The organism is Synechococcus sp. RC10A2 (assembly GCF_047502605.1).
On the sequence record NZ_JANSHP010000066.1, the window covers coordinates 20225 to 32850 of the forward strand.

The 12626-nt window shown below is 61.4% G+C and carries 12 protein-coding genes and 1 tRNA gene; 8 read left to right on the forward strand and 5 right to left on the reverse strand.

What is annotated here, in order from left to right; translation table 11 throughout:
• Window positions 1-34: 34 nt before the first annotated feature.
• A complete protein-coding gene (gene cobJ / locus NW848_RS08475) occupies window positions 35-1903 on the forward strand; it encodes a precorrin-3B C(17)-methyltransferase (protein WP_099812059.1) in 1869 nt (622 codons plus the stop codon).
• Between the two features lie 31 nt (window positions 1904-1934).
• On the opposite strand, the gene NW848_RS08480 is transcribed toward cobJ, so the two are convergent.
• Window positions 1935-2075, reverse strand: coding sequence for a hypothetical protein (locus tag NW848_RS08480; protein WP_414401526.1), 141 nt, complete (start codon window positions 2073-2075; stop codon window positions 1935-1937).
• 255 nt (window positions 2076-2330) lie between these two features.
• Between NW848_RS08480 and NW848_RS08485 the strand changes: the two genes are divergently transcribed.
• The 6 genes from NW848_RS08485 to NW848_RS08510 all read left to right on the forward strand — a co-directional run bounded on the left by NW848_RS08485 (window position 2331) and on the right by NW848_RS08510 (window position 9380).
• Entirely contained in the window at window positions 2331-4190 is a 1860-nt protein-coding gene (locus NW848_RS08485) for an NAD(P)H-quinone oxidoreductase subunit F (RefSeq protein ID WP_011430435.1), read from the forward strand.
• Window positions 4191-4203: 13 nt separating this feature from the next.
• Complete coding sequence (locus NW848_RS08490; protein ID WP_414402331.1) at window positions 4204-5721, forward strand: NADH-quinone oxidoreductase subunit M; 1518 nt, start codon at window positions 4204-4206, stop codon at window positions 5719-5721.
• Window positions 5722-5774: 53 nt separating this feature from the next.
• Window positions 5775-7034, forward strand: a complete 1260-nt coding sequence (locus tag NW848_RS08495; protein ID WP_414402330.1) for a CO2 hydration protein — start codon at window positions 5775-5777, stop codon at window positions 7032-7034.
• Between the two features lie 272 nt (window positions 7035-7306).
• Window positions 7307-7378, forward strand: a tRNA-Cys gene (locus NW848_RS08500).
• A 30-nt stretch (window positions 7379-7408) separates the two neighbouring features.
• Window positions 7409-8569, forward strand: coding sequence for a pyridoxal-phosphate-dependent aminotransferase family protein (locus NW848_RS08505; RefSeq protein WP_011430438.1), 1161 nt, complete (start codon window positions 7409-7411; stop codon window positions 8567-8569).
• A 142-nt stretch (window positions 8570-8711) separates the two neighbouring features.
• Window positions 8712-9380 carry a PHP domain-containing protein gene (locus NW848_RS08510; protein WP_011430439.1) on the forward strand — a complete coding sequence of 223 codons (669 nt, stop codon included), beginning with the start codon at window positions 8712-8714 and terminating at the stop codon, window positions 9378-9380.
• An 18-nt stretch (window positions 9381-9398) separates the two neighbouring features.
• Here NW848_RS08510 and NW848_RS08515 read toward each other — a convergent pair whose 3' ends face one another.
• Entirely contained in the window at window positions 9399-10448 is a 1050-nt protein-coding gene (locus tag NW848_RS08515) for a potassium channel family protein (RefSeq protein WP_011430440.1), read from the reverse strand.
• Window positions 10449-10536: 88 nt separating this feature from the next.
• Here NW848_RS08515 and NW848_RS08520 point away from each other — a divergent pair, with 88 nt between their 5' ends.
• Complete coding sequence (locus tag NW848_RS08520) at window positions 10537-10749, forward strand: DUF2997 domain-containing protein (protein WP_011430441.1); 213 nt, start codon at window positions 10537-10539, stop codon at window positions 10747-10749.
• A 39-nt stretch (window positions 10750-10788) separates the two neighbouring features.
• Here NW848_RS08520 and NW848_RS08525 read toward each other — a convergent pair whose 3' ends face one another.
• The 3 genes from NW848_RS08525 to NW848_RS08535 form a co-directional block, all read right to left on the reverse strand.
• Window positions 10789-11019: a hypothetical protein gene (locus NW848_RS08525; RefSeq protein ID WP_011430442.1), complete on the reverse strand. Its 231-nt coding sequence runs from the start codon at window positions 11017-11019 to the stop codon at window positions 10789-10791.
• 151 nt (window positions 11020-11170) lie between these two features.
• Window positions 11171-11581: a plastocyanin gene (gene petE / locus NW848_RS08530; protein WP_011430443.1), complete on the reverse strand. Its 411-nt coding sequence runs from the start codon at window positions 11579-11581 to the stop codon at window positions 11171-11173.
• Window positions 11582-12402: 821 nt separating this feature from the next.
• Entirely contained in the window at window positions 12403-12570 is a 168-nt protein-coding gene (locus NW848_RS08535) for a hypothetical protein (protein ID WP_011430444.1), read from the reverse strand.
• Window positions 12571-12626: the final 56 nt, after the last annotated feature.

Genomic DNA, 12626 nt, shown 5'->3' on the forward strand with positions numbered 1-12626 from the left:
TGGCTCTGTAGTCCAGTATAGGATCCCTAGGCTGATGAAGCTTGCCCTGTTTGCCCCCACCCCGCGCGGTCGCCGCTTGGCCCAGGCTCTGCTGTCGCTGCTGCCAGAGGAGTGGATCTGCTGGAGCAAAGCCAATCCACAGGGAGAGCCGCTGCCTTGGCCCTGGCAAGCCTATGGGGATCCCAGCCATCCCACAGCGCCCAGATCCCTGGCGGCAGCGGTGGCCCAAACTTGGCCCCAGGTGCAGGGCTGTCTTTTCATCTTGCCAGTTGGGTCGGTGGTGCGGCTAATTGCCCCCCTCTTGCAGGACAAATACCGGGATCCGGCGGTGGTGGTGGTGGATGAATCAGGCCGCTGGGCCATTAGCCTCTGCGGGGGACATGTGGGCGGGGCCGATGCGCTGGCGCGGCAGGTGGCGGCTGCTTTGGGAGCCGAGCCGATCCTCACCTCTGCCTCCGAAGGGCTGGGGATCCCGCCTGTGGATGTGTTGGGGCATCCCTACGGCTGGCGGCGGGGCAGTGGCGATTGGAACGGGGTAGCTGCTGCCCTGACGCGGGGAGAGCCGGTGGCCGTAGAGCAAACCTGCGGCACGCAGCTCTGGCGGCGGGCCTGGCCAGCGGATCATCCTCTTTTGACTACGGCTCCCGACCAAGCAGTGGCCCAGATCCGGATTGGGGAATACACAACGCCTTGCCCCCACATCCCCACCGTCCACTGGCATCCGCGGGTGCTGTGGGTGGGGGTGGGCTGCGAGCGGGGCACCAGCCGCGCCTGGCTGGAGGGATCCCTGCGGCGCCTGTTGCAAAACCAGGGGCTGGCCCTCGAGGCCGTTGCCGGCTTGGCCACTCTGGAGCTGAAACGGGATGAGGCGGGGCTCTTGGAGCTGGCCCAGGCCCATGGCTGGCCCATCCAGTTTTTCTCCGCCGCGGCCCTGGCAGGGATCCCGGTTCCCCACCCTTCAGAGGCGGTGCGGCAGGCGGTGGGCACCCCTTCGGTGGCGGAGGCGGCTGCTCTTTTGGCGGCCCAGCGCTGGTCGGGAGAGGACAATCCAGCCCAGGGGAGAGCCACCCTTGTCTGCCCCAAGCAGATCTTCACCTCAGAAAGCGAGGGAGCTTGTACCCTGGCCATTGCCCGCGCCGCCCGCGAGTATTCCCCTCGCGCCGGGCACCTGTGGCTAATTGGCATCGGCCCTGGGGATCCCGCCCAATTGACCTTGGCCGCCCGCCTGGCCCTGGCCCAAGCCGAGGTGGTGATTGGCTACCAGCTTTACCTGGACTTGGTGGCGCCCCTCCTGCACCCCGGCCAGATTTGCGAAGCCTTTCCCATCACCCAGGAGGTGCAGCGGGCGCAGCGCGCCATCGCCCTGGCCCAGCAGGGGCTGCAGGTGGCGGTGATCTCTTCGGGGGATGCGGGGATCTACGGCATGGCCGGCCTGGTGCTGGAGTACTTGGCCCGCAGCGGCTGGGATGGGATCCGCCCCTCCCTGGAGGTGCTGCCGGGGATCTCCGCCCTTCAAGCTGCTGCCGCTCGCCTAGGAGCCCCTCTCATGCAGGATTTTTGCGCTATTTCCCTCTCGGATCGCCTCACCCCCTGGCCGGCCATCGAGCAACGCCTGCAGGCGGCTGCCCAGGCCGACTTTGTGGTGGCCCTGTATAACCCCCGCTCGCGGCAGCGGTTGGATCCCTTCCTCAAGGCGCTGCAGATCTTTCGCCGGGCCCGCCCCACCCACACCCCGGTGGCGGTGGCCCGCAACCTCTACCGTCCCGGCGAGGCCATCCACCTCACCACGCTAGGGGAGTTGGATCCTGAGCAGGTGGACATGTTTACCCTGGTCTTGATCGGCAGCTCGCAGACCTTTCGCTACGGCAGCCGGCTGATCACTCCCCGCGGCTACCGCTTGTGATGAACCCACCTGATGGCCGTTGGATTTCGATTCAAAACACCGTGAGATGGCGGGGATCCAACTGCAGCCACCAGGGGGATCCCCAAGCTTCCACCTCGTGCCACACCTCGGCTTGCAGGCGATAGTCCTGGCTGTGGTCAGGAGGGCTGCCCAGCCTAAAGAGGAGAATCAATCGGTGAGGGGTCTCACTCCCCCTGGCGCCAATCCGCGATAGCCCCAGCCGGGGTCTGGGCAAGGTATTCGGAGCGCCGCCATTTTCTGTCCAAAAGAACCGGGAGCTCAAAGAATCTAAGGGCGCCGCCTGCTTGCCTAGGCAGAGGCAGAAGCTGTGTCCAAGTGGGGAGAGACGCTGCCGCTGGAAAACTCCTAGTATATTGGACTGTAGCTGTTCATTAAAAAATGCTTAACTACTTGTTGCAAGCAGCAGATGGCGGGTTTTGAAGACTGGGCAATTGGGCCAGAGAGCGCCTGGTGTCTCCCCTTTTATGGCTGGGTAGGGACAGCGCTGGCTCTTCCTTGGGCCGCTGGCTGGATCAAGCGCAGTGGCCCACGTCCGGCAGCCTACCTCAATATCCTGCTGACCTTTGCGGCCCTTGCTCATAGCTTTTGGCTGTTGCGACAAGTTTGGGGTCGGGATCCCCAGCTCCTGAACTACCTCTGGTTTCGGGTGGCCGATTTGGACTTGTCCCTGGCTTTGGAGGTCTCGCCTCTGACGCTGGGGGCGGTGGTCTGGGTAAGCGGCTTGAGCTTGCTGGCCCAGATCTACGCCCTGGGGTACCTGGACAAGGATTGGGGGTTGGGCCGCTTTGCCGCCCTGATGGGCTTTTTTGAGGGGGGGATGACGGGGATCGCCCTCAGCGATTCGCTGTTTCTCAGCTACGCGCTGCTGGAGATGCTCACGCTTTCCACCTACTTATTGGTGGGCTTTTGGTACGCCCAGCCGCTGGTGGTCACGGCGGCGCGGGATGCTTTTCTCACCAAACGGGTGGGAGACCTGCTGCTGTTGATGGGGGTGGTGGCGGTTTCCAATTTCTCCGGCTCCTTGACCTTTTCCGGCCTGCGCGATTGGGCGGCTACGGCCAGCTTGGATCCAACTTGGGCGGCCTTGATGGGGTTGGCTTTGATTGCCGGGCCGCTGGGCAAGTGCGCCCAGTTCCCGCTGCACCTGTGGCTGGATGAGGCCATGGAGGCGCCCAACCCGGCTTCGATCCTGCGCAACTCGGCAGTGGTGGCCGCTGGAGCTTTTGTCCTCATCAAGCTGCAGCCAGTCTTGGCCCTCTCCCCTTTCACGGATGGGGTGCTGGTGGCCATCGGCACCATCACAGCCGTAGGGGGATCCCTGGTGGCCTTGGCGCAAATCGATCTCAAGCGCACCTTCTCCTATTCCACCAGCGCCTACCTGGGCCTGGTGTTTGGGGCGGTGGGGACGGGGCAGCCGGATTTGGCGCTGGAGCTGCTGCTGCTGCACGGCCTGGCCAAGGCGCTGCTGTTTATGGGGGTGGGATCCCTCATCTACACCACTTCTACCCAAGATCTGACGGAGCTGGGGGGCCTAGGGGGCCGCATGCCGGCTACGGTGGCCGCCTTTGCTGTGGGATCCCTGGGGATGGTGGCCCTGTTGCCCCTGGGGTGCTTTTGGATCCTAATCCGCCTGGCGCTGGTGTACAGCGCCCTGCAGCCGGCCCTGTTGGGGGTGTTGCTGCTGATGAATGGGCTGACGGCTTTGAACCTGGCGCGGGTGTTTGGCCTGGTCTTCTTGGGATCCCCGCAGCCCAAGACGCGCCGTGCCCCTGAGGTGGGCTGGCCGATGGCCCTGCCCATGGTCATTCTGACGGTGCAGAACCTGCTCATGCCCTGGCTGTTTTGGCGCTGGGGGCTTTATCCCGGTTGGATCCCAGAGCTGCAGCAGATGGCGGCTCTGCTGGCGGCCTCGGGTTTGCTGGGGGCCGGTGTTGGTGCTTGGCTGTACTGGGGGGGCCGGCGGCGGCTGCGCCTACCCTGGCCGGAGCTGCAGGATCTGTTGGCGCAGGATTTCTACACCGGGCAGCTCTACCAGGCTTTGGTGGTGCAGCCGGTCGGCGCCCTTTCCCGCGGACTGGAGTGGCTGGATCGCAACGGGGTGGATGGCCTGGTGAACGGAGTGAGCCTGGCTTTTTGGTTTAGCGGCGAAGCCCTCAAGTACACCCTGTCGGGGCGGATGCAGCTCTACGTGTTGCTCATTGTCATCGGGGTCGTGGTGGTTACCGCTTGGCTGCTGCGCTCGCCCCTGGTGGGATTGGCCTATTGAGACGGGAGGAACCATGCTCAGCCTTCTAATCGGGATCCCCCTATTGGGTGGCCTGCTGGTGGGGCTGATCCCCGAGCAAGCGGGGAAGGGCCTGCACCGAAGTTTGGCCTTGGGCTTCGGCCTGGCTTGGTTGGGGCTGAGCTTGGGGCTGCTGCTGCAGTTTGATCCCCAAGCGCAAGGGATCCAGATGGCCGAACAGATGGCCTGGATCCCGCAGTTGGGCCTGGTTTACGAGCTGGGGGTGGACGGGATCTCCCTGCCGCTAGTGGTGATGACCGGCTTGCTGGTATTGATTGCCCTCTGGGCCAGCGGCCCGGTGGAGCGGCCCCGCCTCTACTACAGCTTGGTGTTGCTGCTAGCAGCCGCCATTGTGGGGGCTTTTCTGGCCCAGAACCTGCTGCTGTTTTTCTTGTTCTACGAAGTCGAGCTAATTCCCCTTTATCTGCTGATTGCCATCTGGGGCGGGCCGCGGCGCACCTATGCCGCCACCAAGTTTTTGGTCTACACCGCCCTCTCGGGGGTGCTTCTGCTGATTGGCTTTTTCGGCCTCAGTTGGCTGAGCGACGCCCACAGTTTTACCTACACCGTTTTGCAGGCCCACCCCTTGCCGCTGCTGCCCCAGATTCTCATCCTCATTCCCATCCTGCTGGGGCTGGCCATCAAGATCCCCTTGGTGCCCTTCCACACCTGGCTGCCGGACGCCCACGTGGAGGCTTCCACCCCCATTTCTGTGCTCTTGGCGGGGCTCTTGCTCAAGTTGGGCACCTATGGCCTGGTGCGCTTTGGCCTGCAGCTTTTGCCCGATGCCTGGGAGCAAGCCGGGCCGTGGCTGGCCAGTTGGGCGGTGGCCAATGTGCTGTATGGATCCCTGAACGCCTTGGTGCAGCAAGACATGAAAAAGCTGGTGGCCTACAGCTCCATTGCCCACATGGGCTACATTCTCCTGGGCACGGCGGCGGCCACCCCCCTCTCCTTGGTGGGATCCGTCTTCCAGATGGTGAGCCATGGGCTGATTTCCTCGCTGCTGTTTTTGCTGGTGGGTGCTGTCTACGCCAACACCGGCACGCGGGATCTCAAGCGGCTGCGGGGATTGCTCAACCTGGAACGCGGCCTGCCACTTGTTGGAAGCTTGATGGTGTTGGGGGTGATGGCCAGCGGCGGCACGCCCGGCCTGGTGGGCTTTATTGCCGAGTTCACCCTCTTTCGGGGCAGCTTCCCCGTCTTCCCCCTGCAGACGTTGCTGTGCATGGTGGGGACGGGATTGACGGCGGCCTACTTTTTGCTGATGGTGAACCGCGTCTTTTTCGGGCGCCTCTCGGAAGTGGCCATTGCCATGCAACGACGCGCCACGGGAGAACGCCTGCCTGCTGTAGTTTTGGCCTCGCTGGTGGTGGTGCTTGGCCTCCAGCCTGCCTGGGCAACCCACTGGGTGGAGTCCACCGCCGCCCATTTGGCCAAGCCGGCGGCCCTCAATCTTGCCGAAGCAGGCGGGCCGACCACTGCTTTCGAGCCTGGGTTCTTTTCGTTGTGACGATTTAGTGATACGACTGAGTTTTTGTTGTTGTCTCAACCCCTCCTTCTCCCATGACGGCCACCCTTGTTCCCGCTCCTTCCCGTTTCTTTCTGGCTGGCTTAGATCCTCTAGAGCAACGGCGACTGGCTCCCATCGTCCAACGCCTAGAAGCAGGGGGAGCCCTTGTGCCGGATTCTTCCAGCAACCGGCTGGAGGTCATCGGCATCCTCCACAGCTACGGCCAGGTGCTGGATGCCTACTCCCAGAATTTGATCTTCATAGCCGACCACCAATTTTTGGAGCTCTTCCCAGTTTTTAAGTACTTCAACGGCGAAATCACCCTGGGCAAATGGCTGCGCTACCTCTGGCATGACCGCATCAACTACGAGTTTGCCGAATACTGCATGAAAGCCATGCTCTGGCATGGAGGGGGAGGCCTCGATCGCTATCTGGATACTCCCGAATTTGTCGAGCGGGCCAAGGTGGCCATCCGGGCCAAGTTCCGCTTCAACCCCCTTCTGCAGGGCCTCAACTTCCTCTGCCCCGACTTTGCGCTGGAACAGGTGCGCATGCTGGCCATGTACAGCGGCCTGGGCCAGTTCTGGCGGGTGATGAGCGATATCTTCCTGGCCTTGGCCAAGCGCCGCGAGAGCGAACCGCAGCTCACGCTTCCCGACGTAGTAGCCCACATTCAGCAGGGGTTGGTGGCAGCTGCCAACAAGCCCATCACCTACGCCCCCTGCATCTGGGGCCGCCGCTACGAGATCATCCCCCTGTCGGCGGGGCTGACCTTCCTGCCCGATACGGCCCTGCCCTACGTGGAAGCTGTGTTTTTCCGCTCCTTTCCCTTCATGGGCACCGTCTCCTACAATGCCCAGGCCCACCAGATCCCGGCCGAGCAGGCGGACTTCGCCTACGGCGCTTTGTATGCCGATCCGCTGCCGGTGGGGAGCGCCGGGATCCCCCCTACTCTCTTGATGCAGGATATGATGCGCCACCTGCCTGGCTATTTGCGGGAGCACTACCGCCGCCAGCCGCGCGGGGAAGATGACCTGCGGGTGAAAATCTGCCTCAGCTTCCAAAAGGCCATGTTCTGTGTTACCACCGCCGCCCTGCGGGCCCTTGCCCCCTTTCCTCTGGAAACCCAGGATCCCCAGCAGCAGTTGGCCAATCGCGAGTTTCTCGCCCCCTGGCTGCAGCGGCTGCTGGGATCCCGCCTGCTGAGGGTACAAGAAGAAGTTGACACTCCCACCCAGCGGATTCTTACGCAGCCCAAGATGGACTCGCGAAGGCGCTGTCAAGACGCCCCTAGACAGTCCTTTGAGGCATAACCTCAAAGTTCTGCTTACTTCGGACTTAAGTTCCTCCAGGTTAGTTATTGCCGCGCGGGTTTTGCACCGCAGTAGGTTGTTTTCCTGGAGAAGCTCTGTACTAACTATGAAGCAACTAAAGTGGCTCAAGGGCTTTTTCGCCCCGCACTCAAGTACGGGGCTACCAAGCTATTGTCGATGCCTAGCGAACCCGAGCGCTGTTGCCGTTGGCTGCAGCAAGTGGAAGCGGGATCCCATTTTCGGATACAATGTTTTGTCCGATTGAGGAGTAGGGTGGCGTAGCCAAGTGGTAAGGCAGAGGTCTGCAAAACCTCTATGCGCCAGTTCGAATCTGGCCGCCACCTCTCAAACCTGACATCCCCAGCGGGACCCGCATGAAAGACAAGTTGATGTTGATGATCCCCGGCCCCACTCCCGTTCCCGAGAGTGCGCTGCTGGCCATGGCGCGGGGGCCCATCGAGCACCGCAGCCAAGAGTTCAGCGCCATTCTGGAAGAGGTGACGGAGGGGTTGCGCTGGCTGCACCAGACCACCTCCGATGTGTTTGTCTTTGCCTGCAGCGGCACCGGGGCCATGGAAGCCGGGATCCTCAACACCCTCAGCCCCGGGGAGCGGGTCTTGGTGGGGGTCAACGGCAAGTTTGGCGAGCGCTGGGCCGAGATGTCGGAGCAGTTTGGCCTGCAGTGCGAGCGGATAGAGACCCCCTGGGGCGTGCCCTATCCTGTCGAAGTCTTCCAAGAAAAGCTGGCCGCCGACCGGGAGAAGACCATCAAGGCGGTCATCCTCACCCACTCGGAAACCTCCAGCGGCGTAGCCAACGATGTGCAGGCCATCGCGGCTGCTGCCCGCGAGCACGGAGAAGCCCTGGTGATTGTGGATGCGGTCACCAGTTTGGGGGCCATGCCGGTGCCTATGGACGAGTGGGGCCTAGACGTGGTGGCCTCCGGATCCCAGAAAGGCTACATGATCCCGCCCGGGCTGGGGTTTGTGGCGGTGAGCCCGCGGGCCATGGCTGCTGCCGAGCGCTCTCGCTTTCCCAAGTACTACTGGAGCTTTAAACTGGCCCAAAAAGCCCTGCGCCAGGGCACCACTCCCTTTACGCCCGCGGTGAACCTGTTTTATGCCCTGCAGGTAACCCTGCGCCTGATGCGGGCCGAAGGGTTGGAAGCCATCTGCCGCCGCCACGCCCGTTTGGCCCAGGCCACCCGCGCCGGCGTCAAGGCCCTGGGGCTGAAGCTTTTGGTCAACCCGGAGTCGGCAGCCAGCCCCTCGGTAACTGCTGTGCTGGCGCCTGAAGGGATCAACGCCGATACCCTCCGCAGCACCCTGAAGAAACGCTTCGACATCGCCCTTGCTGCCGGTCAAGACCACCTCAAGGGCAAGATCTTCCGCATCGGCCATCTGGGCTTTGTGAGCGACCGCGACATTCTCACCACGCTGGCTGCCCTGGAGTCGACCCTGCACACGCTGGGTTATGGCGACTTCCCTCCTGGAGCGGCCATCAAGGCGGCCGAGGAGATCTTGGCAAGCCCCTAGGGATCCCTTGCCCATTCTGTAGTTCTTGACACCTGGCGCCCCTCCCTTGCCCTGGCTAGAATGGGTGAGCGTTCTTAACAAAAGATAAAATTCCAGAGTCGACTGCTCTGGAGAGCTATCTGTTCCCAACCCAAGGGTTGACATGCTGGTTAGTTTGCAACGGGATCCCTGTCAAACTGCCTCGGCGGCGGAGCTGCGGCGGGTGCTGCAGGGGATCGGCCCTCTCTCCTGCCCGCTGCAGTACAACTTTCACCTGCACACCTGCTGCTCCGATGGGCGCATGGATCCGGCAGACTTGGCGGAGCAGGCGCGCCGGCACGGCCTCAAGGGCCTGGCCATCACCGATCACCACACCCTGAAGGGCTACGAGCAAGCGCAAGCCTATCTGGATCGCCCCGAGGACCCCCTGCTATGGACGGGGATCGAGATTACAGCCAACCTGCTGGGCTGCGAGGTGCATATTCTTGGCTACGGCTTCGATCCGGCGGATCCTGTTTTGGATCCCTACATCCAGGGGGAGCAAGTTCCCGGCCTGCCCGCCGCTGAGGCCATTGGGGCCATTCAAGCAGCAGGCGGCCTGGCGGTGTTGGCCCATCCCTTTCGCTACTGGCTGCCTGCGGAAGAGCTGGTGCCGGCAGCCGTGGAGTTGGGCCTGGATGGCCTTGAGGTCTACTACGCCTACAAAAACCCCGACATTTGGGCTCCCAGCCCAGAGGAGGCGGCGATTGGGGAAAAGCTGGCAGAGACCTACGGACTTTTGAAAACCTGCGGCACCGACTCCCACGGCCCCAGCATCCTCAGGCGTATCTAGCCGACTTGTCCAGCCCATCTAGGGGCGGGGATAGAGCAACTGGCCCAGGCGGCGCAACTGCTCGGCCGTGCCCATACACAGCAGCAGATCCCCCGGTTGCAACAGGGTGTCACCGCTGGGGCCGCCAATCAGCTGGCCATCGGCTCGCCGAATTGCCACCACCAACGCGCCGGATCGCGCCCTTAGATTGGCTTTCCCCAGGGTCTGGCCAACATAGGGGCATTCTTGCGCCGCCAGCTCGTACTCTTCCAAGTAAAAAGTGCGATCTCGACCCGACAGGATCCCATCCACAAAGTCCACCACGCGGGGGCGCAGGGCAGCCGCTGCCATCCGTTTTCCACCGGTGATGAAGGGAGAGATGGCGTGGGCAACGCCCGCTCGCTGCAGCTTTTGCAAAGCCTCTTCCGTGTTGGCGCGGGCAATGGTGCGGATACGAGGGTTGAGGGTGCGGGCCGACAGCACCACATAGAGGTTTTCGGCATCGCTGGAGAGGGCGGCAATCAACCCCTCGGCCTGCTGCACCCGCGCCGCCAGCAAGGTGGCATCGAGAGTGCTGTCTCCCTGGAGAGCGACATATCCCAGCTCTTGGGCCACCTGAATTGCCTCGGCCGATTGATCGATCACCAAAAAGGGCACCCCCTCTGCCTGAAACTCCTGGGCCACCTGTCGCCCAATGCGCCCAAAACCGCAGACGATGTAGTGGTTGTTCAGCGCTTCCATCTGTTTCTTCCACTTCCGCTGCCGGATCCCTTCCTGAAAATGCCCCTGGATGAGGGCCTCTGTAAAGCGGTTCACCATGAACCCGATGCTCAAGACCCCCATCAGGATCAAGGCCACCGTGAACAAGCGCCCCCGATCCCCCAGCGGCTGCACCTCCATGAAGCCCACAGTAGTTAGGGTGATAACGCTCATGTAAAAAGCTTCCACCCAAGGCCATTGCTCCACCCCGTGGTACCAAAGGGTGCCGATCAGGACAACGCCCAGCAGCGCCCCTACTCCCAAACTCAGATCCCGCTGGATACCGGGATCCCTTTTGGCAGGAGGAAACGGGGGACGAGCAGAAGCCATACGGCCCAGCCAGATCGAGCGGGGAAAAAGCGAGAACTACAATGGGTAGGAGAAAGTCAGTTGTTGAGCAGCAGCGAGTGGAGTGCAGATGCCCGAGTACATCAAGGTGGAATATCGGATCGACAAAAAAGGACAGGTGACCGAGACCGTATTGAACGGATCTGGCTCCAGTTGTACTCTAGCCACGGCAGAGCTAGAAGCAGCCCTTGGAACGGTGCAAGAACGAAAGCTGTTGCCGGAGTTTCATCAGCCAGCAGAAGCCGAGATAGAATCACAAGTTTCTTTACAGCAAACCCGCTGACTCCATCCCCTTCCCCCCAGTTTTCCCGTATCTACCTGCCTACTTTCGCTTCTTGCCCCCCTTGCCGGCAGCGCCGCTGGCTCGTGCCGCCCCAACTGCCGATTGAAACAGCCAAACCGCCAAGGGAGCAGCGACGATCAAGATAATGCTGGTGGGGCCGACGCCAAAATCCGGCTCACCGGAAGCCAACTCGAAAATCGAACCCACAGCGGCAATGGCACTGATGCAGGAAACGGCCAGGAGCAGGTAGCCTTTAACACTGGTGGTCATGGGGAACCTGTCTAACGTCTATTCGCGAAAAAGCCCTCCCACTCTCGAGAGGGCTACTTTCTATGCTACGGGCAGGGATCCCATGCCAGCAAGCCAGAGCCGGAATCTCCCTCTTAAAAAGCAACCAGAGAAGTGGAATTGGAGCGCCAGCCTAGCCCTTGACGATGATCTTGCCGACCATGCCAGCCCCCCGGTGGGGAGTGCAGTAGTAGGTGTACTCACCCAGAGGGACATCGACAAAGGCCGATTCCACCACTTGGTTGGGAGCAGTGAGCAGGGCCTTGTGGGACAGCTTGGCTGCCAGGGCCGCATCGCCACCAGGTACCTTGTCAAAGACAACGTTGTGAGGATAGACCTTGTTGTTGACCCACCGAACAGTATCTCCCTGATTGATGGTGAGGGTGGGGGGATCATAAATGAGCTGGGCCTTGTCAGAGCCCATCTTGACCGTGTAGGTTTCAGCAGCAGCAGGGTTGGACAGGAAAGCTACCGCAGCCACCCCGACTACGAGAGCGAGGAGGATGCGCTGCAGACGCTTAGCTAGGTTAAAAATGAACAACATGGATTCCTCTCAAAACGTAACGGCCGTCGCCCCCGCCTCTGCGGCTGGGCCCCCCCTTTCCAAGTTGTAAAGGAAAGGCACCCAGTCCAGCAGGGACGTTCAACTCCTATCTTAGGATCTTAAGGCGGAACAGGAACACCCATTCCCTTGCTAGAGCGAGGGGCTGTTCCAGACGGCAAGGCCACAGGGAGGGATCGGGCGACGAGATTGCCTCGAGCCTCTACCTTTCTCGTTGCCTCTCACCGCAAGGCGGCGATCCTTCGCCCGTGGGATCTCGGAGAGAAAACCGGCCATCTCTGAAAAACTGGGAGTGCCTTGCCGGCCAAAATCCGTAGGGTCGCCGATGCGGGAGAGGGACAAGCCGCTCTAGTCTTTAAGCAAAGAACGATGCGGTATTTCTTTTGCTGTTCTCCAATTACTTTCCAAGTCGCGTATAAGATATCAACCCGCTGAACAAAATTGAGAGCTTGCTTAAGATGAACAGCCGGTATTCGTCCATCGCCAGCCCGAGCAAGGCCTCTACCAGGATTTTAGAATCGGCGGAGCAAAAGCAAAACATTCAAATCTTGGCTCGCTGCATCGGCACAGCCTTGAATTTAGGCAGTCCGCTCAGGGTTGCCATACATTACACCTCGCAGGCAGAGGGGTAACGCTTGCTCCCCAACGCCTGCCAGGTAATTTCGCTCGCACTTCTGGAGATGATCTCAGAAGCTTCTTGAGCCTAAAGGGTTTCGCAGAGGAAGGGATCCCAAAAGTTTTTGGGCCCTCTCCGTAAGACGGGCATCCGGAGTGCCGCCTGTAATTATTTAGGGATCCCGAGGCTAGTGCTGAACAATTCCCTGAACCATAGCGTCGCTCAGGTAAGCCAATGCCTTCAAATCGGCCTCGTCAAAACACCGATCGCACAACAGGCGGTAGATTAGGCTCTCGTGTTCTGAGGTAAAGTGGCGAGTTTGCAAGACTTCTTCAACGATGGATCGAATGGTCATAGTTTGCCCCTCCTGGGATCGGGCTTAACACTGCTTGCCCATACTGATTGTGAAGA

Coding starts and splice junctions, on each gene's coding strand:
- cobJ (WP_099812059.1), top strand. CDS start 35: ATGAAGCTTGCCCTGTTTGCCCCCACCCCGCGCGGTCGCCGCTTGGCC.
- NW848_RS08485 (WP_011430435.1), top strand. CDS start 2,331: ATGGCGGGTTTTGAAGACTGGGCAATTGGGCCAGAGAGCGCCTGGTGT.
- NW848_RS08490 (WP_414402331.1), top strand. CDS start 4,204: ATGCTCAGCCTTCTAATCGGGATCCCCCTATTGGGTGGCCTGCTGGTG.
- NW848_RS08495 (WP_414402330.1), top strand. CDS start 5,775: ATGACGGCCACCCTTGTTCCCGCTCCTTCCCGTTTCTTTCTGGCTGGC.
- NW848_RS08505 (WP_011430438.1), top strand. CDS start 7,409: ATGAAAGACAAGTTGATGTTGATGATCCCCGGCCCCACTCCCGTTCCC.
- NW848_RS08510 (WP_011430439.1), top strand. CDS start 8,712: ATGCTGGTTAGTTTGCAACGGGATCCCTGTCAAACTGCCTCGGCGGCG.
- NW848_RS08515 (WP_011430440.1), bottom strand. CDS start 10,448: ATGGCTTCTGCTCGTCCCCCGTTTCCTCCTGCCAAAAGGGATCCCGGT.
- NW848_RS08520 (WP_011430441.1), top strand. CDS start 10,537: ATGCCCGAGTACATCAAGGTGGAATATCGGATCGACAAAAAAGGACAG.
- NW848_RS08525 (WP_011430442.1), bottom strand. CDS start 11,019: ATGACCACCAGTGTTAAAGGCTACCTGCTCCTGGCCGTTTCCTGCATC.
- petE (WP_011430443.1), bottom strand. CDS start 11,581: ATGTTGTTCATTTTTAACCTAGCTAAGCGTCTGCAGCGCATCCTCCTC.
- NW848_RS08535 (WP_011430444.1), bottom strand. CDS start 12,570: ATGACCATTCGATCCATCGTTGAAGAAGTCTTGCAAACTCGCCACTTT.